A 21,348-nucleotide genomic window follows, 5' to 3' on the forward strand; every position below is an offset into this window, starting at 1 on the left:
CTGGGTTTCAATCCGCTTCCCATAGCGGAACGATGCTGAACCTACCTCTGGCAAGCCATTGACGCAACAAAGGTGATTTCCCACTCTCTCCACAGGGCAGGCGATTGAGGTCGGCTTTTTGTCAAGAGGCGGATCGCCGCGCACCAGGATTTCTGCAACTTTCTTAGTAGTATCAATTGATTGAATAATATCCACAGGGTCCGATGGCCCGCTTCGGCGGATTCGCCATGGCCGGATTCGCCGTGGATGTGGCATGGTCGCCGCCAAACACGCGGACACCGGGTTATGGTAGGGCGAGGATCGCGGGATGCGGGAAGATGGCGACTCGGGCATGGACGGCGATCCGATCGGCGCGCGACTGGCGGCGCCGATCGCGGTGGCGGACTTGGCCAAACTGCCGCAACGCTGGTTCCATGCCGAGGTGGTGGCGCTCTGCCGTCCGCCGCGCGGGTGGAGCGTCGGCGATCTGGTGTGGAATCCCGCCTTTCCAGGACGGCTGCGCGGGGCCTGGGGGCGGCAGCTGCTGAACACGGCGTCGCCTGTGGCGCGCCACGGCGGCCCGTGCCCCTGGTCGCCGCCCTGCGCCTATGACCCGCTGTTCCGCGAGCATCCGGCCTTGATGGGGTTGGAGACGCCCAAGCCCTATGTCATCGCCGCCGATCCCGCGCCCGATGGCCTCGACCTGATGGCGCTGCGCCTGACCCTGTTCGGTTTCGCCACCGATTGGCTGGAAAGCGCCGCCGACGCCTGGGTGCTGGCTCTGCGCGGCGGGGTCGCCATGCCAAACGGCCTGCATGCGGCGCTGGAGCCGCTGGACCGCCGCATCGCGGTTCACGAGGGGGTGGCCGCGTCCGCGCCGCCCGCCGCCGCCCGTCTGCATTTCGTCACGCCGCTGTGCCTGCGCCGGGGCGGCACGACGCATGGTGGCGTCGGGTCTTTGTTCACCAGCCTGGGCAACCGGCTGTCCGGCATGGCCCGCTGGCTGGACACCACGGTCGTCGCCGACTGGCGCAGCCTGAAGGAGCATGCCGCCACCCTGACCATCGACGCCTCATCCCTGCGCCCGCTGGCGTGGCACCGCCATTCCGCCCGCCAGGGCGATGCGCCCATCCGCATGGAGGGTCTGCGCGGCACCGTCACCCTGACCGGCGACCTTGGTCCCCTGTGGCCCCTGCTGACCCTTGGCGCCCTGACCCACGCCGGTAGCCACGCCGCCCAGGGCCTCGGCCGCTACAGCATGGAACCGCTGACGGTCTGAACGGGTGGCAGCAAGTGGTTGTCGCTCGTCCTGCTACTGTCTCAATCCGCTTTCTATGGCGGAACGTTTCTGAAGACGCCGGGAGAACATCTCCGCCGTGAGGAAATGGAGTCTCAATCCGCTTCCCATAGCGGAACGCTTCTGAAGATGAAATGTCTCGTCGGATGTTCTATTTGGTGTTGTTTCAATCCGCTTCCCATAGCGGAACGCTTCTGAAGTTCTGGAATCCCCAAAACGCCAAGAAGTTTGTTTCAATCCGCTTCCCATAGCGGAACGCTTCTGAAGTGTGTGGCGGGGGCGGCCGGTCCGCCCCTCCCGTTTCAATCCGCTTCCCATAGCGGAACGCTTCTGAAGGCTACCGTCCATATCACCTTGTCGCAATGATGTTTTCCGCGGCTGGTTCCACAGGGTGGATGTTGGACGGCCATGATCCGTCAAGGGGCATGAGGAGGAAATCCGCATTCATCGTGAGAAACGGAACGATCTCAATATTTTCCTGAATTTCCACAGGGTTCCCTCCCCGCCAGCAGCGCGGCGGTCCCCGCCCTCATCGCTTCGACTCTGCCGGGCTGTAGGGCAGAACCGCCGCTTCCGCGTAGCGCAGGGCGGCGTCGGTGTCCGGCAGCACCGGCAGGTGGCGGTCGGGGCGGGGGTTCGGCGGGACGAACCCGGTCGACAGCTTGCCGATCTTGCGGATCTCGTTGAAGGACTTGAGACGCGGGTACTCCAACGATGCCGACCGCTCGCGGTGGTCCCACAGGCTGGGATCGGATGCTGCCAGGAACTCGCCCAGATCGGCGGTGCGCGGCCAGTGCGGGCGGTGGCGCCGCATATGGCCGTGAAAGGCGCGCAGAAAGGGGGCCATGGAGTGGTCGCCGTCGCCCCAGGCCCGCTCCCACGCCTCCGGCGGCGCCATCAGCCGGCGTGCATCGGCGTCGTTGGGGATCAGGCGGATGGACAGCCGGTCCACCCGCATCTGACCGGCGCCGAACGGCTTGCCCCGGCCGATCATGTGACGATAGGGCTTGGCCGGGTCGCCGCCATGGGTCAGCACCCACAGCACCGCCCCCAGTTCCGCCGCGCTGACATTGTCCAACCGGAGATCGCCGGAAAAGCGCAGCTCGCGCTCGCCCGCCGCCGGCAGCAGGAAGGACAGGCGGGATTGCACCTTGGACGACGGGCGGTTTCCGCTGTCCCGCTCGATGCGGGCGATCTGCTCCCGCAGCAGGCCGTTGATCGCCGTCTCCGCCCCCGCCGCGGTTTCGGCGGGAAAGCGCGGCGGATAGCGTTTGCGCCCGGCCAGCCGGGTGGCGGGTTCGGGACTGCTGTAATCCTTGTAACGGCCGCGCAGATAGAAGGGGGCGAAGGAGGCGCGCGGCGCGCCCATCACGGTGGCGACGACCGGCCCCACCCGCGCCGCGCCGGTCAGCCGGGCGAAGCCGCAGGCGACCCGCCCGCGCCGCGCCAAGGCACCGGGACCGACCGAGTCCGGCACCGGATCGAACAGCTCGTCGGCCTCATGGACATAGCCGAACAGCGCCTCGACGAAATCCAGCCGGACCTCTTCCGGCCGTTTGGCCTTCGCGCGACGATGGGCGGGATCGCGGTCACGGATTTGCCCCAGGCTGTAGCGATGCCGGATCTTGAAGAAGCGTGTCAGCCCGATTTGCAGATCGGCCCCGGCCCCGACATAGAAGACCGGAATGCGGTCGCCGGGATCGACCAGCGAGCGTTCCAGAATCCCCCAGGACCCGTCGCCCTTCATCTTGTTCTTGAAGATTTTGCTGTTGATGGCGCGAAAGCGCTGCCACGCCTCCGGCGGGACGGTGAACGGGGTTCCCTCGCGGCTGTCGAAGACATATTCGTATTTCTTCGGCTGGCCTGGGCCGCCATTCCTTTCCTTTGTCTCGATGTCCTGCGCCGATGCCGCCGCGGGCGAGCGATTGGAGAACACCAGATGGCCGGACACTGCGCCGTCGGAGTCCAAGCCGAGGATGGTCTTGCCATCGCCGCGCTGCTCCTCGATGGCAAAGCGTCGCGGTTTCATCGCGCTGAAGCGGATGGTTCGGTCAGTCTCCCCGCTGCCGGACACCCATGAGCGCTCGATGTCGGCATAGCGTTCCGGGATGGTCTTTCGCAGCCAGTTCGCCCGGAACTGATACGGATCGCGGGACGCCGGCCGCAGGGCTGCGATGGGAATCAGATACCAGTCGGCGCAGGGGGTGATGGTCACGCCCTCCGGGCCGAGCGTCAGCCATCCCGCCCGGACATTCTTCGCCGCCAGCAAGGATTGGCTTTCGTCGCGCGACTTGACCAGGGGATGGTCGAAATCGCGCAGGCCATAGATGGCATGGGCGTTGATCTGGCCCAGCCGCCCGGACGCGACGATCTCCAGCGCCGCGCGCAGGCAACCCCGGATGGTCGCCCCCGGAATGACCGGGGTCTTGCCGGCGCCGATGGTCATCGGCACCACCACGTCATCCTCCTTGCCGCCGGCGCCGATCAGCAGCGGGGTTTCCGCTGCCCAATCCACACGGATGACGGCGCGGTATCCCCCTGCCAGCGGACGGCCAAGGTCGGGCCGGTCCCGCTCCGGCGGGACAACGGCGTCGTTGAGCGCGACGAAGCGGAAGGGCGAGGTCAGCACCGTCTCATCCACCGACGGGCGTCGCTTGCCGCCGCTTTCCATCGCAAACGGCGGGGCGTTGCTGCGGACGGGCTTTGCCGACAGGTTCGCGGCCGGACCGCTGCCGGGTTTGTGGGCGAGCAGGATCGCTTTCATCGCGTCCAACTCGCCATCGATATCGTCGACCAGCGGATCGACGCGATCATAATGCAGGTCCAGCGCGCCGTCGACGGCGTTGCCGCTCCGCTGCCGCAGCAGCCGTTCATAGTCCAGTTTGGTGGCGTCGCGCGCTTGATCAAGCTTCTCGGTCATGCCGTCGCCTCACTCGAAGAACCGTCCAGGGATGCGGTGGAAAGGGGCTCCACCCCGAACCAGCCAAACCCGCGCGATCCGCCATGGCCCAGCATCAGGCCCATGTCCCGGATGTCCCGCAGCAGCCGCTCGAACAAAGCGCGCGCGCCGTCGGTGATCGGGGTATTGCCGCGCGGGGTCAGGCTCAGCGTCACCTCGAACACCGGATCGACAAAGGCCTCCACCGTGAACAGCGCGCCGTCGATGGGCGCGGCGGAAAAGCGGTCGAGCTTGACCGAGGTGAAGCGCTGCGACACGCCAGGATCGACGATGCGGATGGACTCCACCCCCAGCAGCCCGCGCCAGCCGGTGACGCCGAACAGCCGTTCGGTGGCGCTCAACTCCTCTTGCGGTGAATAGACCCGGTCGCGGTTGTCCGCCCCGCCGTCCAGCCACGCCGCCCGCGCCCGCAACGCCCCCAGCAGGGTGGAGCCGGGAAGCGCCGGGTGACCGGCGCCATCCAGCAGGGAATGCAGGATGTTGGTCTCCTCCTCCGCGCCCTCCGGCTTGGCCGCGCGGCGGGCAGAATCGAGGATCATGTAGGGGCCGTCGCCGGTCAGCCGCAGCCGGTGGACCTCGCCGGGCGGCTGCCACCGCAAGGTGGGCAGCGTCACCGCCACCGGGTCGCCGTCCCAGGGTACCAGCGTCGCCGTCAGCTCGGACAGGCGGACGCGGCCCTGGCCCTGGCGGCCGCCGCGCCCCAGCGCGATCCCGGCCTCGTCGGTCAGCGGCGCGAGAGCGGTGGCGACCTGCGCCAGCTCGGCGTCCAGCTCCGCACCCTCGGCGTCGGTCAGCCAGCGGGCGTGAAAGTCGAAGACCGTGCCGGGGGGCACCATGTCCGCATGGAACAGCTTGTGGTCGTCGGCGGTGCCGCTGGCGCGGTCGATTCGGGTCCGGGCGGCGACGACGCTGTGCTGCGGCCCGGCGGCGGCGGCGCTGTTCCGATGGATGGCGCCATAGATCCACAGGCGGCCCATCACGCCGTCCCCATCGGTCTTGTCGTCCAGCCGCCCGAACAGTTTTTCCACGGTTCCGCCCGTCAGCCGGGCGCGCAGAGCCCCCTTCAGCGAGGTGCCGGGAAGATAGGGAAAGTCGCGTCCGTCACGCTGGATCTCGCTCAGCTGGACCGGCTTCTCCTCCCCCTGTTCGGTGCGGATGGTCAGTCCCTCGCGCGTGCCGCGTTGGCCGTTGCCCATATGCAGGGGCGACAGGACGGTCAGGCTGCCCGTCAACTCCACATGATGCTTATGCATGGGCGCCACCCTTGTCCAGTTCCTCGCCGGCCAGCAGCGCCGCGTGATCGACCGCGTTCAGCCGCACCGCGCCGAACCCATTTTCCCGTCCGAAGGGAAACTCCCGCCAATCCCGTCGGTCGAAGGGCGGTACGGGCGGCAGCCCGTGGCGCAGCAGCCCGGCCATCCGCTCCGCATCGCCGCCCTCCAGCAAAAAGACCGACCCGGCGCGGGTCAGCACATAGGGCGCGTATCCGTCGGGCCTCACCGGATATCGCAGGGCAAGATAGCCGCCGACCAACCGCTGTTCGGCGAAATGGCGGACCAGGGTGAACCCCAGACCATGCCAATAGTCCCGATAATCGGCGAAGTCCCCATCACCGAGCACGGCATCGGTTTGCAGGGTCAGCGCCCATCGGCCGCCCGACAGCGGGACGGCGGACGTTTCGCCAACAGGCGTAAAGGACGCTGCCGTGGCGATGGCGCGCGTCTTGCCGATGCCGGGAAGTCCCTGCGCCAGAAACGCCGTCAGGCCCGCCACCGTCGCCGGATCGACATCCTCCGGGATCAGCCAGCGGCTGACCCAGCGATGCCCGTCGGGACGCACGGCGCTATAGGAGAACAGCGCACCGCTTTCGGTGTCGCGATCATAGGCGACCGTGCCGGTCTTGCCATCGATCGCGGTTCGCGTGCGGGCGTCACGGCGCAGAGCGGGCCGCGATGCCTTGAGATGCTTCAGAACATCGCCGTGATCGGCGGCCTTCCAATCGGTGGCGAAAATGGGCGGTCCCCAATGGTCGAGCGGCAGTCCGTCGAGATCGCCGGCCAGCAGCCGGTCAAGCAGCAGGGACCGCTTCCCAGCCTTGCACAGCGCCAGCGACAGTGGCGGCACGACCGCCGGCATTTGGCCGTCCCAGGCGGGAAACGCATGGCCGATGCGGGTCCGGAACAACTGGTCGGGGCTGATTCCGAGCCGGGCGATGCTGCCCGCCAATGCGCCTTTCAGCACCGCTCCGGGGATCACCTCGGAACCGGCGAACTCGTTTGCGGTGGTGTGCGCGGCGTTGACCAGGAAGGGGCGGTCGAGGGCGAACGCAATGTCGATGTGCCGAACACCGGAGCCTCCGTCAGGCGCCGGGACGGATGCCGGACTGGCGACGGCGGCCGACACTGGCGATAGCGTGATGCCCACCACCTCGCCGAAGCCCGACGATTTGTTCGACCCGATGGCCCGGATCAGGCGGCCGGCCTTCTGGAACGCGGGCAGAAGGGCATCGGGGTCCTCCGCCTTGCCGGCGATGGTTCCGGTGAAATGGACGACGGAGCCGAGCGGCGCCGCCAGTTCGATGAACTGCAAATGCCCGTCGCGCGCGGCCCCGGTGCCGTCGCTGTCGAGCGCCACGCGGGTGAAGGGGGCGACGGGGCCGATGCCCGTCTCCCGCTCCGCCACCAGATCGGGGAAGTCGAGCGTGCGCCGCTTCGGGATGTTGTCCACCCTGCGGCTTTGCGCCATGTCGGACGCGGCCTCCGGCCCGGCGGTGGCGGAACCGGATTTCCCGCCGAAGACGGTCAGCGCTTCTTGGAACCCCACGCTTTCCAGCGCATCGCGGAACAGGCCCCGGATCAGGGTGCCGGGAATGATCGGAGTGCCGGCGGCATCGCGCGCGAAACTGGCATCGGTCAGCGTGGTTGTGATCGACGGGCCGGGGATGAGGAAGGGGCTGCGCAGGTCGATGCGCAGCTTCCACCGGAAGGGGACGGTCATCGGGCGAGATCCCACAGGCTGAGGATTTGGTGGAGCGGCACGAGCGGGTGGTCGGCCACGCCCTGCGCGCCGGGAAAACCGGTGCGCAGGATGTCGAGGGCCTGGGGATCGACAGCCCCCTCATGCACCAGCTCGATCTGTCCGATGCCGGCGTTCAGATGCCGGCGGGCCTCCTCCGCCTTGCCGATGGCGAACAGCCCCTTCGCCAGCGCCTCGTGATGGCTCCGGTACAGGGAGGATCGCGGCAGACCCGTTTGCGGGTGCTTGATCGCCTCCATGGCCTTTTGAATCTCGGGCCACCGGGCGCCGTCGCAGTGGAAGGCGCCATGCGGCACGTCGCCAACGGTGCCTACCAGATCGAACAACGGCCGCCGCAGGGCGTCCACCGTCACCCCCGGCATGTCGAAACCGGCGACGATTCCGATCTGGACCCCGTTGATACCCCGGTCCACATCCTTCCCAACTTCGGCCAAATCCTTGACCAGGGCCGCCAAATGCTTGATCGGCGCCTTGTACGGGGCGATCAGCATCCCGGCGGCATGGCTCAGCTCCCCCCACTGGCCCCCGTTCAAATGCGCCTGCACCTCTCCCATCACCGCCCAGGCGTGCCAGGCGGGCAGCGCCCACATCACCTCGTCCCCACCCCACAGCAAGGTTTCAAAGCGCAAGCGGCGCGGCGCCAGGTCGTCACCGGGATGAATCATGCCGGGACGCTTTTCCAAGGACGTCAGGACCGCGTGCAGCATGTCCCGCCTTTTCGCCTTCACCCTCTCGGAAAAGCCCGTCAGTCCCGCCGCTGTCCGCCCCTCCTCCTCCCGCCGCCGGCCGAAGCCGTTGCCGTCCAGATAGATCAGGGCCATCTTGCCGGCCAGGGATTCCGGGATGTCATGCGTTTTCCGTTCTTCGGGGGTCGGCGCCAGATCGGAAAATTCCCAGGCGAAGGGAAGCGCGGGCCGGCAGCCGTTCGACTTCAGCTCCTCCTCATAGAATAGCCCCTTGGCCTTCACACCGAAGCCGCGGCGCCATCGCACGCTGGCGGACACCGGCCTGTCCTTTTGACGAAGGCCGGGTGTGGCCGGGCGCAGCCCATCAAAGGCGCAGACGACGCTGGCGGTGTCGACCTTTTCACCCCGACCAACCCGCTGGGCATCGCTGTGAAAGGGCGGGAGCGTGATCGTCCGCCGCTGATACTGCTGCGCGTTGCAGCGGGCGACCAGCCGGTGCCGGCGTTTGACGAAGTCCGACCCGGCGCGGTCGTCCGGCCGCTCCACCGCCCACACATAGGTGAACAGGGTCCAGGGCCAGCCCACCTGACCTGCGCGGTCCTCCAGCATCGCCCGCAAAAGCTCTTCGACCGCGTCGCTCGCGCCCGGCAGCGGGGCGAAGCGGAACAGCAGCTCCGACGCGCCGGAGGCGATGGCCGACACCCGAAGGTCGGGACGGTCGCGGTTCAGCCGCTGGACGATGCGGTCGGGAAAGCGCAGCACGATCAGACCGCTGCCGCGAATGGTACTGAGATCGTTGGTGTCGAAGATGGTGGCGTCGAAGTTGCACGCGGCCACCCGCGCCAACAGGGCGTCTCCCAATCCGTCATCATTGCTCATCGGCAGCGTGATCCTCACAGCATAGGGGTCTGGGCGCCTGAACGCGGGCGGTTGAGCGCGGCCTCCGACGGAAGCCGCGGCACACGATGCGGGTGGTCAAGCTGCGGCCCAGCGCCAGGTTCGCCACATGGGCGCAGGTCAGCGCGTAGGTCTTGCCGTCGGCCCCGGTTGCCAGAAAGCCAGTGCCGGCAACTGTCCGGCCAGTGCCTGTTTCCCGCCAGAACCTGATCACGCAATCATGCAGCGGTGCGGTCATTTTCTGACCATCGCTCCCCAGTAAGCCGTGGCGGATTCTCACGCCACCCACCTAAAGAATGCATCTTTGAGAGATTTTCTCCAATTATTTGTGTCAATGCATCAGGATGACCGCCTGAGGGGAATGCGGAGGAAGATGGATGTCGGTGTCCGAACCTCGATCGGCATGCCACCAAGCGGCTGCTTTGCCTGCTGGCTCTTGGGTCTATGAGCGACTGGAATTTTCGCAGCTCCGTCAGTTCCAAGCCGGGGATAGCGAAGAAACGGCAAAATTTTCATCAGTTTTATTGCTGGCCGCACCGCCAAAACATGGGGGTCTGATATCAACCAGGCTGTGAATGCTACCGCACTTTTTGGAACTACAATGGCATCATCACATGGTCTTTCAGCTTGAATAACTCTTCATCTGCTACTCCTCCAGATCGTCCACCGAATCACTCATCATGGCGTCACGGTGGTTGTAGGTCGTTGCCACCGCGATCCCAAGCCGTTTCGCGACCTCCCTCACGCTAACGCCAGCCCTTAGCAAACGCCCACCCTCCTTCCACTTCTCCGGCGTCAGGACCGGGCTGCGTCCGACCCTCTTGCCGTTGGCCCTGGCGGCGAGGTAGGCGGTCCGACTGACCGCGAGCACGCGCTCTTCCTCGGCGCGCTGAAACATGCCGACAACCTTGCCGAACTGGGCACCCGCCTCCGAGTTGGAATGCATGTTCACGTCGAGCAGCCAAAAATGCATGGAGCGTGCCTGTAGAAGCTGCACAGCGCGCAGAACCTCCACCATGGTTCGGCCGAGCATCGAGAGTCCGGCCACGACAACGGTGTCACCGGGCTTCGCCTGTTTCAGGGCGGCTTGCAGGCCCTTCCGGTCACCGACCGTGCCGATCAACGCCTCATCCACGAAAATTGACGTCTCCGGTACGCCGACTGCGCGCAGGGCGCCAATCTGCTGGTCCATCGCGTTGTCGTACATCTGGTCGTTCGCCAGCCGGTTCGCGTAGCCGATCAGGCGGCCGATGCCCATGCCGGCTGGCAACTTGCCGTCCCAAGACTTCAGCGCCTCCGCGCTACGCGCTTCAGCGCGCGCATCGCGTCCTTGCAGGCGCGGGCGCGGGAGCTGTGCATCGGCCTGCAACACTGGGCCAGTTTCAGGGGTGATCGGCGTCCAATAACCAGCCACCCCTGATCTGGCAGACTACGACCCTGGGTTTGGACGACAGGGTGGCGGACAGGGATGTTGACGGTGGAGACGATCGCACGGATACGACGCGAGCACGCGAAGGGGAAAAGCATCCGGGCCATTGCCCGGTCGCTGAAGGTGTCGCGGGAGACGGTGACGAAATACCTGCGTTCGGGCGAGACGGCGCCGCGCTACGAACGCCAGCACCAGCCGCTTCCGAAGTTGGCCGGGTTCCAGGAGGAGCTGGAACGGCTGATCACGGAGAACGAGCGGCGGCCGGTGCGTGACCGGCTCGACTACCTGGGGCTCTTCGGACGGCTGAAGGATGCCGGGTTCCAGGGCGGCTACGACACGGTGCGGCGCTACATCAAGCGCTTCAAGCAGCGCCAGCCGCCGAGTGGGCCGGTGAACGCCTACGTTCCGCTCACCTTCGCCCCGGCCGAGGCGTACCAGTTCGACTGGGCGGAGGAGTGGATCATCCTGGACGGGGTGACAACCAAGGTGCAGGTGGCCCATGCCCGCCTGTGCCACAGCCGCATGCCGTTCGTGGCGGTCTACCCGCGCCAGACCCAGGAGATGGTGTTCGACGCCCACGCCCGTGCCGCGGCCTTCTACGGCGGCCTGTGCGAGCGCGGCATCTACGACAACATGAAGACGGCGGTGGACGCCGTATTTGTCGGCAAAGAGCGCCGCTTCAACCGCCGCTTCGCCCAGATGTGCTCGCATTACCTGGTCGAGCCGGTGGCCTGCACCCCGGCTTCGGGCTGGGAAAAGGGCCAGGTCGAGAACCAGGTCGGCACCTTGCGCCAGCGGCTGTTCACGCCGCGGCTGCGGGCCAAGACGCTGGAAGAGGTGAACGAACGCCTGCACGACGAGGTGATCGTCTGGGCCCAACAGACGTCGCATCCAGAGGATAAAAGCCGGACGGTGTGGGAGGTGTTCCAGGCGGAGCGGCCGGCGCTGATCACCGTGAGCGATCCTTTCGACGGCTTCCACGAGGCCACGCTCAGCGTCTCGAAAACCTGCCTGATCCACTTTGACCGCAACCGCTACAGCGTGGCCGCGGTCGCCGCCGGAAAGCCGGTGCAGGTCCGCGCCTACGCGACACGGATCGTGGTGTGGTTCAACGGGGCGATCGTCGCCGAGCACCCTCGAGCTTTCGGGCACGGCCACACGCGGTACAATCCGCTGCACTACCTTCCGGTTCTCGTCCGCAAGCCGGGGGCGCTGCGCAACGGGGCGCCGTTCCGGGACTGGGATTTGCCGCCAGCCCTGGCGACGGTGCGGACCCGCCTGGGCCGCGGCGACGACGCTGACCGGCAGTTCGTTGGCGTGCTCGCCGCCATCCTCACCGATGGCCTGGAGGCGGTGGAGGTCGCCTGCCGCGAGGCACTGGCGAGCGGTACGCACAGCCGGGACGTGATCCTGAACATCCTCGCCCGGCACCACGACGTCACACCGGCACCGGCCATGGCGGTGCCGACGGCGTTGACGCTGTCCATCGAGCCGGCCGCCGACTGCGGGCGCTACGACCGCCTGCGCGCGGTGCGGGAGGGCTGCCATGGAACGGCATGAGCTGATGGCGCTGATGGCCGAGCTCAGCTTGGCCGGCATGCGTGCCGCCTACGACGAGGTGATGGGCGACGGGCTGAAGCGGCAGCGCACCGTCCAGCAGATCCTGGGCGATCTGCTGGCCGCGGAGCGGGCGGAGAAGCAGGCGCGCTCGATCCGTTACCAGCTCGGCGCCGCCAAGCTGCCCCTGGCCAAGACGCTGGCCGAGTTCGACTTCACCGCCAGTCCCCTCAACGAGGGGCTGGTGCGCGACCTGCACGATGGCGGCTTTCTGGAAACCCAGCGCAACGCCGTGTTCATCGGGGGAACCGGGACCGGCAAGACGCACATGTGCATCGCCATCACGGCCAACTGCGTGCGCCGCGGCGCCCGTGCCCGGTTCTTCAACGTCATCGACCTGGTGAACCGGTTGGAGGCCGAAGCCCGAACCGGGCAGGCGGGCAAACTCGCTGACCAGTTGACCCGCGTTGATCTCGTGGTGCTGGACGAACTCGGCTACCTGCCGTTCTCACAGAGGGGCGGCCAACTGCTGTTCCACGCGCTCAGCCAGTTGTACTCGCGGACCTCGGTGTTGATCACCACCAACTTGAGCTTCGCTCAATGGCCGACGGTGTTCGCTGGCGACGCCAAGATGACCACCGCTTTGCTCGACCGGCTGACGCATCACTGCGACATCCTGGAAACCGGCAACGAGAGCTGGCGGTTCAAGAACCGCTCCTGATCCAAAGCCTTCCCTCCGTCCGTTGCCCAGGGGGCCCACAGGCCCCTCCCGTGGACTCCCTGGACAACAGGTTCTGCAACCGCAAGCGTGGCTGGAAATTGCAAGCCGATTGACAACAAAGGCACTGTGCCTTGATGGAGAGCCACATGAGCCAAGCCGAAATCGAGCGGTTCGTCACAGCGGCCAACACCACGCCTGCTCTCATCGAGACCTATCGGACCGCCACCGATGCGGCCGATATGGCCACGCGTCTGCGCGCCGACGGCTATGACGTCACCGACGCTGAAATCGCCGCCGTGATCGCCGGACACGGCAACGCCGAACTGTCCGATGAGGAGCTCGACGGGGTTGCCGGCGGCTCCCGCGTGCGCTCCCCGCGGGAACTGTTCCGGCAGATGATGAGCTGACGCCCCCTTCCTTGGTCTGGGATGAGCAGCCCCGCCCCGGCCTCATCGCTGGTCCGCGGCGTTTCCCTCGCCGCGCACTCCGGCGCTCGATCCCTCTCGACGGGAGAGCACCCCCGTGAACAGGGCCGGGGCGGGGTGATGCAGGTGATCTGATGGCGAAGTCCCGAGGCTCTCCACGCGAATCCGTGCGGCTGGTGCGCAGCGGCGTGGGGTGATCCGGATCGCCCCACGCCGCCATTGTCATGATCTGAGGCGCGCCCTTCGACCAAGCACACTCTTCAAGAAGGCGCCCACATTAAAGGAATATTTTCTTTATTCAAGCAGGCAGCCCGGAAAATGATCTTCAGGTGATGAGATCGTAGTTCACCCATACCCCGGCGCTGCCGACACCGTTTCCGGTAGCGGCCGTCAACGACACCCCGGCCGGAAGATTCATCGGATAGGGCATCGCCTCCCTTCCCGGCTGATTGGATAGAGCGGTCACGTAGAAGAAGGCGACACTGCTGGAATCCGGGTAGGTGGCGATCAGCCGAATGCTGATGTCGTTTGCGGCCCAGAGCTGGGCCGACTTGAGATCGATGCCGCCGGTGTTCTGGGCGGCGCTGACGATCGTCACCGATTGCGACGTCGTCAGGATGGAGTTGTAGCCATGCTTGCCGACACGTACCGCGTTCATGCTCTGCCTCCCGACAAAATAAAGGGAATATATTCATACACTCCCGTCGGGATGCCGTGCGGACTTTCTGAAAATTCCGGGGGCGCCGTCATGGTTCACCACCGTTCGCGGAATCAGCGGTTGGCGCCCCCCCCCCGGGGGCTTGCCGGCCGGCTGATGAGGGAGGTCGCCCGCTGCCTCCTTGTCGGTGACATCGCATGCGAACCCTCCCGGATTTCAGCCCGCTTCCCAAAGGGGCAGGCATTTCCGTGCCTGCCGGATTGCCACCCTTGCTTGCTGGCACCTGCGCCGCCGCATCCCAATCTATTCGTCACCCCGCCGTCGACCGGCAACCGGACGATGCCCATTCCGTCCGGCGCAGCGCGTGCAGCGGCTTGCAAGCCGGTCGCGGCGGGGATTCCGCCGACGCGGCATAGGCTGGCGAAGCCGATGATCATATCGGGGCAATTTCCTTGCCTGGCGCCGGATCGCCGGCCGCCGCTGGTTTTCCGACGTCACTCCCTCGTTTCCGGCCGGCACGCCCCGCACCCGGCCCGGCCCGGCCCGGCCCCCGCCGGACTTTCCCATGCGGCGGCTTGGCGGTAGGATCAAGCACCCAACGGGAAGTCCCTGTTCCTCCCTTGAACACCCGGCGCCTCAGGAGGGCTGATCCACCATGTCCACCGTCAAGCTCTGGACCGACGCGGAAGCCGCGCGGAACCCTCGTGTCAAAGCCGTCTTCGATGACATCCGGGCAACGCGGAAGACCGACTTCGTCAACAACATGTGGCGGGCGCTGGCGAACCAGCCGGACCTCCTCGAGGCCACATGGAACCGGCTGAAGCAGGTGATGGTGGCCCCCTCGGCGCTCAATCCGCTGACCAAGGAGCTGATCTACCTCGCCGTCTCAACGGCCAACTCCTGCTCCTACTGCGTCCATTCCCACACCGCCGCCGCACGGGCCAAGGGGATGACCGACGAGCAGCACCAGGATTTCCTCTCCGTCCTCGCCATGGCGATGCAGACCAACGCGATGGCGACCGCCATGCAGGTGCCGGTCGATCCCGAATTCCAGATTTGACCGCCCCAGATTTGACCGGCAAGACGGCGCGCCGCCCTCCCTTCGCCAGGATCCGCGGCTCCCGGATGGAAAGGCGACGCAGCGCGCACCGGGCCCCATCGGTGTGGACACGATCAAGGGGCAGCCGAAGCCTCGGGCGCGGGCAAGGTCATGCTGGCGGGGCGAAGACAAAGGCGGTAAGAGCTTCCGCACCCGAACACGACCGTCACACGCCCGACACGCGCCCGATGACCACGCTCCGATGATCGAATTCCGCTCCGTCACCCACGCCTACGGCGACCGCACCGTCCTGCACGATCTGAGCGTCCGGCTGACGGAGCGGCGCGTCGCCATCGTCGGCGGCAACGGGTCGGGCAAGAGCACCTTCGCCCGGCTGCTGAACGGGCTGCTGGTCCCCTCCTCCGGCAGCGTGCTGGTCGATGGGCTCGACACGCGGACGGACGGGCGCGCGGTGCGCCGGAGGGTCGGCTTCGTCTTCCAGAATCCCGACATGCAGATCGTCTTCCCGACCGTCGAGGAGGATGTCGGCTTCGGCCTGAAGGCCCGCAAGATCCCGAAGGAGGAGATCGCCCGGCGGACGGCGGCGGCGCTCGACCGCCACGGCCTCGCCCGCTACCGCCACCAGCCCGCCCACCAGTTGAGCGGCGGGGAGAAGCAGCTTCTCGCCATCGCCGGGGTGCTGGTGCTGGAGCCGGCCCATGTCGTGTTCGACGAGCCGACCACCCTGCTCGACCTGCGCAACCGCCGCCGGGTGATCGAGCTGGTCCGCGAGTTGCCGCAGAGCGCCGTCGTCGTCACCCACGATCTCGACATGGTGATGGATTTCGACCGGGTGCTGGTGCTGGAGGATGGGCGGGTCGTCGCCGACGACGTGCCCTCCGTCGCGATTCCCGCCTATGTGGCGCGGCTGTCCTGATGCTGGGACTCTACCTGCACCGGGAGTCGCCCGTCCACCGCTGGCCGGCGGGCGTCAAGCTGGGCGGGCTGCTGGCGGTCACCGCCGCGGTGCTGGCGCTGCCCGGCGTCTGGGGAGCCTTGGCGGCCGGAGCGCTCGGGCTTGGGTTGCTCCCCGCCGCGCGGCTGCCGGTGGCGACGGTGCTGCGCCATCTGCGGGCGCCGGTGGCGATGCTGGCGCTGCTGTTCGGAGTGCAGGCCCTGCTTGCCGGGACCGGCTGGGAGGCGGCGCTGGTCGCCGTCCTCCGCTTCGCGGCGCTGATCCTGCTGGCGACGCTGGTCACGCTGACCACGCGGGTCACCGACATGGTGGAACTGTTCGAGCGGGTGTTCGGCCTGCTCCGGCCCGTCGGCGTCAACCCGGCCAAGCTGGCGCTGATGCTGGCGCTGACCATCCGCTTCATCCCGCTGCTGGCCGAACAGGTCCGCGAGGTCCGCATGGCCCAGCAGGCGCGCGGCGTGGAGCGGAGCATAGCCGCCCTGTTCGTTCCGCTGCTGGTCAAGATCTTCACCATGGCCGATGATCTGGCCGCCGCGCTGGAGGCGCGGGGCTACGACCCCGCCGACCGCGGCCCGTAGGGGCAAGTCCCACCCAGGAAGGAAGCGCACCCCCATGCTGAGCACCCGCGACCTCGTCCTCTGCGCCCTGTTCGCCGCCCTGCTGGCCGGGCTCGGCATGGCCCCGCCCATCCCGCTGGGCTTCCTGCCGGTGCCGGTCACCGCGCAGACGCTGGGCGTCATGCTGGCCGGCGCGCTGCTGGGCGCCAGGCGCGGCGGGCTGGCGGTGCTGCTGTTCGTGCTGCTGGTCGCCGCCGGGCTGCCGCTGCTGGCCGGCGGGCGGGGCGGCATCGGCGTGCTGATGGGGCCGACCGGCGGCTTCATCCTGGGCTGGGTGGCCGGCGCCTTCGTCACCGGGCTGCTTGCCGAGCGCTTCGCCACCGGCGCCAACCCGCTGCGGCTCTTCGCGGTCTGCGCGGCGGGCGGCATCGCCGTGGTCTATGCGGGCGGCATCCCCTGGCTGTCGCTGGTCGCCGGGATGCCGCTGGAGAAGGCGGCGTTCGGGTCGATGGCCTTCCTTCCGGGCGACCTGATCAAGGCGGGCGTCGCCGCCTTCGCCGCCGCCGCCGTGCGCCGCGCCGGCGTGCTGCCGGCCCACGCCTGATTTCCGAAGCCATGAGCCTCTGCCGGCCCTTCCTCGACGCCGCCGACCGCGCCCCGTCGCACCCCGCCCTGATCTTCGACGCCGCGCCGATTGCCTACGGCGCCCTTCGGGAGTCCGTGCTGCGGGCGGGGGCCGGCGTGGCCGCCCTGACGGGGACGGCGGGGCGGCCCCCGCGCGTCGCGCTGCGGCTGGGCAATCGGCCGGAACTGCTGGCGCTGTTCCTCGGCATCGTCGCGGCGGGCGGAACCGTGGCGCTGCTCGACCCGAAATGGAGCGAGGGGCAGGCGGCGGCGGCGCTCGACACCCTGCGCCCGGACCTGCTGCTGGCCGACGGCACGGCGGCCGGCTGGATCGCGGCGCAGCCGGCGGGCTGGGTGCCGCCGCCGGTCGATCCGAAGACCCCCTTCCTGATCGGCTTCACCTCCGGCACCACCGGGCGGCCGAAGCCGTTCATCCGCGACCAGGGCTCCTGGCTGGCGACGCTGGAGGCCAGCCGGGTCGAGTTCGGCATCGGCCCCGGCGACGTCGTGCTGGTGCCGGGACCGCTGGTGCACGGCCTCGGCCTCTACGGCGCGGTGGAGGGGCTGTCGGCCGGGGCGACGGTCCAGGTGCAGCCGAGGTTCGACGGCGACGACGCGGCCCGGCGGCTGGCGGAGGCCGGCGTCACCACCCTGGTCGTCGTGCCCACCATGCTGGTCGCCATCCTCGACGCGGCGGAGCGGCGGGGCGCGCCCTTCCCGGCCCTGCGCCGGGTGGTCTGCTCCGGCGCGAAGCTGGCTCCCGCCCTGCACGAGCGGCTGGTCGCGCTGTGCCCGGACGTGGCGGTCCTCGAATATTACGGCGCTTCGGAGCTGAGCTTCGTCAGCCTGCGCTCCTCGCGCGAGGGGGCGCCGGCCGACAGCGTCGGGCGGCCCTTCCACGGGGTGGAGCTGTCCCTGCGCGACGACGACGGCCGGCCGGTGGAGCGCGGCCAGCCCGGCACCGTGTGGGTGCGCAGCGCCATGCTGAGCGACGGCTACATCGGCGGCGCCGACGGCGCCGGCTACCGCGAGCGGGATGGCTGGGGGACGGTCGGCGACTATGGCTGGCTCGACGCCGACGGCTGGCTGCGGCTGGCCGGCCGCGAGGGCGACATGCTGATTTCCGGCGGCCTGAACGTCTACCCGGCGGAGGTCGAGGCGGCCCTGCGTGCCCATCCGGCGGTGGCCGAGGCGGTGGTTTTCGGCCTGCCCGACGCCTACTGGGGCGACGCGGTGTCCGCCGTGCTCTGGTGGCGGGGGGAGGCACGCGCCCCGGCGGCGGAGCTTCGCGCCTGGTGCCATGGCAGGCTGGAGGGCTACAAGGCGCCCCGGCGCTTCCTGGCGGCCGACGATCTGCCCCTGACCGGCAGCGGCAAGATCGCCCGCGCCGCCCTGCGCGACCGCGCGCGCGCCGGCCGGCTGGAGGAGCTGGCGTGAGGACTCCCGCGTCTTCCGGCTTTCCTCACCCCCATCCCGACCTTCCCCCCAGCCCTCTCCCCGGCGGGGAGAAGAGGACTGAAGGCGGGAAGGCGTGACGCAAAGCCCCATCCTCGTCGCGGCGCGGCGCACCCCCGTCGGGCGGATCGGCGGATGCCTGCGCGACCTGCCCGTCGAGGATCTCGCCGCGCCGGTCATCCGCGCCGTGCTGGCCGACGCCGGTCTCGACCCGGCGGAGGTGGACGACGTGCTGCTCGGCAACGCCGCCGGGCCGGGAGGCAACGTCGCCCGGCTGTCGGCGCTGGCCGCCGGGCTGCCCGTCGAGGTTCCCGGAGTCACCGTGGACCGCCAGTGCGGCTCCGGGCTGGAGGCGATCAACCTCGCCGCCCGGCTGGTCCAGGCGGGGGCCGGTGACGTCTTCCTCGCCGGCGGGGTCGAGAGCACCAGCACCGCCCCCTGGCGCGTCGCCAAGCCGTCCAGCCTCACCCGCAGCCCGAGCTTCTACGACCGTGCCCGTTTCGCCCCCGACAGCGTCGGCGACCCGTCAATGGGCGAGGCGGCCGAGAACGTCGCCGCCGCCTTCGGCATCGCGCGCGAACGCCAGGACCGCTACGCCCTGGAGAGCCACCGCAAGGCGGTCGCGGCGCAGGCCGCCGGCCGCTTCACGCGCGAGATCGTGCCGCTCGCCCTGCCCAACGGCCGCACCGTCGACCGCGACGAGTGCCCGCGCGCCGACACCAGCCTGGACAGGCTGGCCCGCCTCCGTCCGGTCTTCCGCGAGGGCGGCACCGTCACCGCCGGCAACGCCTGCCCGGTCAACGACGGGGCGGCGGTCGTCGCCATCGTCTCGGAACGCAGGTTCCGGGCGCTCGGCCTGACGCGGGGCCTGCGGATCGTCGATTCCCAGGCGGCCGGCGTCGACCCGAATCTGCTCGGTACCGGGCCGATCCCGGCGGTGCGCAAGCTGCTGGCCCGCCATCCCGGCCTGACCGTCGCCGACATCGACCGGATCGAGTTCAACGAGGCCTTCGCCGCCCAGGTGCTGGCCAGCCTCGACGCGCTGGGCATCGACGAGGCCCGCGTCTGCCCCGGCGGCGGCGCGCTGGCGCTCGGCCATCCCTATGGCGCGTCGGGGGCGATCCTGATGACGCGGCTGTTCTCCGACATCCTCTTTCCCCCCACCGATCCGGCCGACGGCACAGCGCCCCGGCGCGGGCTGGCGACGCTGGGCATCGGCGGCGGGCTGGGGCTGGCGACTCTCGTGGAGCCTGTTCGATGACTGCGGCCTCCTCCGGCGATGCCTTCGGCTCAGCCTTCCGGCACCGGGCCTTCGCCCTGTTCTGGAGCGCCAGGGTGTGCTCCATGCTGGCCTTGCAGATGCAGGTCGTCGCCGTCGGCTGGCAGGTCTACGACATGACCGGCAGCCCGATGGACCTCGGGCTGGTCGGGCTGTTCCAGTTCCTGCCCACCCTGGCGCTGGCGCTGGTCGCCGGCCATGTGGTGGACAGCCACGACCGCAGGCGCGTGCTGCTGGGCGCCCTGTCGGTCGAGCTGGCCGCCATCGCCACCCTGCTGTCGATGACCCTGGCCGGCGCCCTGACGCCGCCGGCGGTCTTCGCCATCGTGGCGCTGATCGGCAGCGCCAAGTCCTTCGAGGGGCCGGGAAACCAGGCGATCCTGTCGGCCACCGTGCCGGTCGAGGATCTGCCCAACGCCGTCGCCTGGCATGCCTCGGCGGTGCAGGTGGCGCTGATCTCCGGGCCGGCGCTGGGCGGGCTGCTCTACATCGCCGGGCCGGCGGCGGTCTACGGCTTCAGCACGGCGGCGATGCTGCTCTCGGTGGTCCTGGTCCTGCTGATGCGGCCGCGCCCGGTGACGATGACCCGGCGGGCGATGAGCCTGACCAACATGCTGGCCGGCGCCGCCTTCATCCGCAGCCGGCCGGAGATCCTCGGCGCCATCTCGCTCGACCTCTTCGCCGTGCTGCTCGGCGGGGCGACGGCGCTGCTGCCGATCTTCGCCCGCGACGTGCTGCACGTCGGCCCCTGGGGGCTCGGGCTGCTGCGCAGCGCGCCGGCGCTGGGCGCGCTGGCCGCCGCCGTCTGCATCACCCGCTGGGGCGTGCGGCGCCACGCCGGGCGCTGGATGCTGGCCGCCGTCGCCGCCTTCGGCGCCGCCACCGTCGCCTTCGGGCTGTCGGCCGACCCGCTGCTGTCCTTCGCCGCGCTCGCGGTGGTGGGGGCGGCCGACCAGATCAGCGTCTTCGTGCGGCAGACGCTGGTCCAGCTCTCCACCCCCGACGACATGCGCGGGCGGGTGGGTGCCGTGGCTTCGCTGTTCATCGGCGCCTCGAACCAGCTGGGCGAGTTCGAATCCGGGGCGCTGGCCGCGGCGCTCGGCGTCGTGCCGGCGGTGGTGCTGGGCGGGCTGGGCGCCATGGGGCTGGCGGCCGGCTGGGCCTGGATGTTCCCGGCGCTGCGCCGGATCGACCGGCTATCGTCCCTGCGCTGAGCCGCCGCCCCTCGGGAGCTTCCGGCCGCCCTCCAGGTTCTTGCGGACGATGGCGACGATGATCAACCCGAAGGCGAGCAGGCGGAGCAGGTAGATCCAACTCTGCTCCTCGCGCACGACGCCGCCCACCGCGACCAGCGCCTGGTTGAGGGCGAACAGCCAGAAGGCCAGCGCGAAATGCAGGAACAGCGCGTCGCGCGTCCGCCGCCAGAAGCGCAGGAAGAACAGCCCGGCAATGACGTTCAGCGCGGCGAGCGCCCCGGTGATGAACCCATAGCTGGTTCCGGCCATCAATCGGCATCCCAGATAAAGCCGTAGAGCAGCACCCCGACCGCGGCGAGGGCCGAGAGCTGGCGGAACGGCAGAAGATCGACCTGCGTCGGCAGGACCACCACGTCGACGAAGAGAAGCAGGTTGTTGATGGCCAGCGCCACGAAGCACAGCGTGCTCCACAGCAGCAGGCGCGAGCGCGAGCGCCAGTAGCTTCGCGCCAGCAGGATCATGCAGAGCAGGCTCGCGGCGAAACACAGCAGATAGACGCCAGACTTCACGACATCCAT

The 21,348-nt window shown here is 68.9% G+C and carries 20 protein-coding genes; 11 read left to right on the forward strand and 9 right to left on the reverse strand.

Annotation, left to right across the window (positions count from 1 at the left end; translation table 11 throughout):
- Positions 1 to 307 precede the first annotated feature (307 nt).
- Positions 308 to 1,258, forward strand: a complete 951-nt coding sequence (gene cas6 / locus JN22_RS01435) for a CRISPR system precrRNA processing endoribonuclease RAMP protein Cas6 (protein ID WP_085552203.1) — start codon at positions 308 to 310, stop codon at positions 1,256 to 1,258.
- Positions 1,259 to 1,805: 547 nt separating this feature from the next.
- On the opposite strand, the gene JN22_RS01440 is transcribed toward cas6, so the two are convergent.
- The 6 genes from JN22_RS01440 to JN22_RS01465 form a co-directional block, all read right to left on the reverse strand.
- On the reverse strand, positions 1,806 to 4,196 hold the full coding sequence (locus JN22_RS01440) for a TIGR03986 family type III CRISPR-associated RAMP protein (RefSeq protein ID WP_085552204.1): 2,391 nt from the start codon (positions 4,194 to 4,196) through the stop codon (positions 1,806 to 1,808).
- Positions 4,193 to 5,488: an RAMP superfamily CRISPR-associated protein gene (locus JN22_RS01445; RefSeq protein ID WP_085552205.1), complete on the reverse strand. Its 1,296-nt coding sequence runs from the start codon at positions 5,486 to 5,488 to the stop codon at positions 4,193 to 4,195. The genes JN22_RS01440 and JN22_RS01445 overlap by 4 nt, the downstream gene beginning before the upstream one ends.
- Positions 5,481 to 7,232 (reverse strand): RAMP superfamily CRISPR-associated protein, encoded by a 1,752-nt coding sequence (locus tag JN22_RS01450; protein WP_085552206.1) that lies wholly within the window; start codon positions 7,230 to 7,232, stop codon positions 5,481 to 5,483. Before JN22_RS01450 ends, JN22_RS01445 begins: the two co-directional genes overlap by 8 nt.
- Complete coding sequence (locus JN22_RS01455; protein WP_143268093.1) at positions 7,229 to 8,836, reverse strand: hypothetical protein; 1,608 nt, start codon at positions 8,834 to 8,836, stop codon at positions 7,229 to 7,231. The genes JN22_RS01450 and JN22_RS01455 overlap by 4 nt, the downstream gene beginning before the upstream one ends.
- Complete coding sequence (locus JN22_RS01460) at positions 8,826 to 9,092, reverse strand: hypothetical protein (RefSeq protein ID WP_143268094.1); 267 nt, start codon at positions 9,090 to 9,092, stop codon at positions 8,826 to 8,828. The genes JN22_RS01455 and JN22_RS01460 overlap by 11 nt, the downstream gene beginning before the upstream one ends.
- A gap of 408 nt (positions 9,093 to 9,500) precedes the next feature.
- Positions 9,501 to 10,226, reverse strand: a complete 726-nt coding sequence (locus JN22_RS01465; protein WP_143268095.1) for a recombinase family protein — start codon at positions 10,224 to 10,226, stop codon at positions 9,501 to 9,503.
- Positions 10,227 to 10,322: 96 nt separating this feature from the next.
- Here JN22_RS01465 and istA point away from each other — a divergent pair, with 96 nt between their 5' ends.
- From istA to JN22_RS01480, 3 genes are all read left to right on the forward strand, one after another.
- Complete coding sequence (gene istA, locus JN22_RS01470; protein WP_085551985.1) at positions 10,323 to 11,843, forward strand: IS21 family transposase; 1,521 nt, start codon at positions 10,323 to 10,325, stop codon at positions 11,841 to 11,843.
- Entirely contained in the window at positions 11,830 to 12,561 is a 732-nt protein-coding gene (gene istB / locus JN22_RS01475) for an IS21-like element helper ATPase IstB (protein ID WP_085551984.1), read from the forward strand. The genes istA and istB overlap by 14 nt, the downstream gene beginning before the upstream one ends.
- 146 nt (positions 12,562 to 12,707) lie before the next feature.
- A complete protein-coding gene (locus JN22_RS01480) occupies positions 12,708 to 12,968 on the forward strand; it encodes a Nif11-like leader peptide family RiPP precursor (protein ID WP_179166012.1) in 261 nt (86 codons plus the stop codon).
- A gap of 343 nt (positions 12,969 to 13,311) precedes the next feature.
- Here JN22_RS01480 and JN22_RS01485 read toward each other — a convergent pair whose 3' ends face one another.
- Positions 13,312 to 13,644 carry a hypothetical protein gene (locus JN22_RS01485; protein ID WP_085552210.1) on the reverse strand — a complete coding sequence of 111 codons (333 nt, stop codon included), beginning with the start codon at positions 13,642 to 13,644 and terminating at the stop codon, positions 13,312 to 13,314.
- 655 nt (positions 13,645 to 14,299) lie between these two features.
- Between JN22_RS01485 and JN22_RS01490 the strand changes: the two genes are divergently transcribed.
- From JN22_RS01490 to JN22_RS01520, 7 genes are all read left to right on the forward strand, one after another.
- Entirely contained in the window at positions 14,300 to 14,704 is a 405-nt protein-coding gene (locus tag JN22_RS01490) for a carboxymuconolactone decarboxylase family protein (protein WP_085552211.1), read from the forward strand.
- Between the two features lie 241 nt (positions 14,705 to 14,945).
- Entirely contained in the window at positions 14,946 to 15,620 is a 675-nt protein-coding gene (locus JN22_RS01495) for an energy-coupling factor ABC transporter ATP-binding protein (protein WP_085552212.1), read from the forward strand.
- Positions 15,620 to 16,237 (forward strand): energy-coupling factor transporter transmembrane component T family protein, encoded by a 618-nt coding sequence (locus tag JN22_RS01500; protein ID WP_085552213.1) that lies wholly within the window; start codon positions 15,620 to 15,622, stop codon positions 16,235 to 16,237. Before JN22_RS01495 ends, JN22_RS01500 begins: the two co-directional genes overlap by 1 nt.
- 34 nt (positions 16,238 to 16,271) lie before the next feature.
- Complete coding sequence (locus tag JN22_RS01505; protein ID WP_085552214.1) at positions 16,272 to 16,820, forward strand: biotin transporter BioY; 549 nt, start codon at positions 16,272 to 16,274, stop codon at positions 16,818 to 16,820.
- A gap of 11 nt (positions 16,821 to 16,831) precedes the next feature.
- A complete protein-coding gene (locus JN22_RS01510) occupies positions 16,832 to 18,277 on the forward strand; it encodes a class I adenylate-forming enzyme family protein (RefSeq protein ID WP_085552215.1) in 1,446 nt (481 codons plus the stop codon).
- A 94-nt stretch (positions 18,278 to 18,371) separates the two neighbouring features.
- Positions 18,372 to 19,556 (forward strand): thiolase family protein, encoded by a 1,185-nt coding sequence (locus JN22_RS01515; protein ID WP_085552216.1) that lies wholly within the window; start codon positions 18,372 to 18,374, stop codon positions 19,554 to 19,556.
- Positions 19,553 to 20,788: an MFS transporter gene (locus tag JN22_RS01520; protein WP_085552217.1), complete on the forward strand. Its 1,236-nt coding sequence runs from the start codon at positions 19,553 to 19,555 to the stop codon at positions 20,786 to 20,788. The genes JN22_RS01515 and JN22_RS01520 overlap by 4 nt, the downstream gene beginning before the upstream one ends.
- On the opposite strand, the gene JN22_RS01525 is transcribed toward JN22_RS01520, so the two are convergent.
- Entirely contained in the window at positions 20,771 to 21,079 is a 309-nt protein-coding gene (locus tag JN22_RS01525) for a DUF5985 family protein (RefSeq protein ID WP_085552218.1), read from the reverse strand. The two genes, JN22_RS01520 and JN22_RS01525, sit on opposite strands and share 18 nt — an antisense overlap.
- Positions 21,079 to 21,348, reverse strand: a complete 270-nt coding sequence (locus JN22_RS01530; protein ID WP_085552219.1) for a DUF5985 family protein — start codon at positions 21,346 to 21,348, stop codon at positions 21,079 to 21,081. The genes JN22_RS01525 and JN22_RS01530 overlap by 1 nt, the downstream gene beginning before the upstream one ends.

It is taken from the genome of Azospirillum agricola (assembly GCF_020005195.1).
GTDB classification, from domain to species: domain Bacteria; phylum Pseudomonadota; class Alphaproteobacteria; order Azospirillales; family Azospirillaceae; genus Azospirillum; species Azospirillum agricola.

Bases quoted from the DNA above. Each gene is read 5' to 3' on its own strand.
- cas6 (WP_085552203.1), top strand. From the start codon at position 308: ATGCGGGAAGATGGCGACTCGGGCATGGACGGCGATCCGATCGGCGCG.
- JN22_RS01440 (WP_085552204.1), bottom strand. From the start codon at position 4,196: ATGACCGAGAAGCTTGATCAAGCGCGCGACGCCACCAAACTGGACTAT.
- JN22_RS01445 (WP_085552205.1), bottom strand. From the start codon at position 5,488: ATGCATAAGCATCATGTGGAGTTGACGGGCAGCCTGACCGTCCTGTCG.
- JN22_RS01450 (WP_085552206.1), bottom strand. From the start codon at position 7,232: ATGACCGTCCCCTTCCGGTGGAAGCTGCGCATCGACCTGCGCAGCCCC.
- JN22_RS01455 (WP_143268093.1), bottom strand. From the start codon at position 8,836: ATGAGCAATGATGACGGATTGGGAGACGCCCTGTTGGCGCGGGTGGCC.
- JN22_RS01460 (WP_143268094.1), bottom strand. From the start codon at position 9,092: ATGACCGCACCGCTGCATGATTGCGTGATCAGGTTCTGGCGGGAAACA.
- istA (WP_085551985.1), top strand. From the start codon at position 10,323: ATGTTGACGGTGGAGACGATCGCACGGATACGACGCGAGCACGCGAAG.
- istB (WP_085551984.1), top strand. From the start codon at position 11,830: ATGGAACGGCATGAGCTGATGGCGCTGATGGCCGAGCTCAGCTTGGCC.
- JN22_RS01480 (WP_179166012.1), top strand. From the start codon at position 12,708: ATGAGCCAAGCCGAAATCGAGCGGTTCGTCACAGCGGCCAACACCACG.
- JN22_RS01485 (WP_085552210.1), bottom strand. From the start codon at position 13,644: ATGAACGCGGTACGTGTCGGCAAGCATGGCTACAACTCCATCCTGACG.
- JN22_RS01490 (WP_085552211.1), top strand. From the start codon at position 14,300: ATGTCCACCGTCAAGCTCTGGACCGACGCGGAAGCCGCGCGGAACCCT.
- JN22_RS01495 (WP_085552212.1), top strand. From the start codon at position 14,946: ATGATCGAATTCCGCTCCGTCACCCACGCCTACGGCGACCGCACCGTC.
- JN22_RS01500 (WP_085552213.1), top strand. From the start codon at position 15,620: ATGCTGGGACTCTACCTGCACCGGGAGTCGCCCGTCCACCGCTGGCCG.
- JN22_RS01505 (WP_085552214.1), top strand. From the start codon at position 16,272: ATGCTGAGCACCCGCGACCTCGTCCTCTGCGCCCTGTTCGCCGCCCTG.
- JN22_RS01510 (WP_085552215.1), top strand. From the start codon at position 16,832: ATGAGCCTCTGCCGGCCCTTCCTCGACGCCGCCGACCGCGCCCCGTCG.
- JN22_RS01520 (WP_085552217.1), top strand. From the start codon at position 19,553: ATGACTGCGGCCTCCTCCGGCGATGCCTTCGGCTCAGCCTTCCGGCAC.
- JN22_RS01525 (WP_085552218.1), bottom strand. From the start codon at position 21,079: ATGGCCGGAACCAGCTATGGGTTCATCACCGGGGCGCTCGCCGCGCTG.
- JN22_RS01530 (WP_085552219.1), bottom strand. From the start codon at position 21,348: ATGGATGTCGTGAAGTCTGGCGTCTATCTGCTGTGTTTCGCCGCGAGC.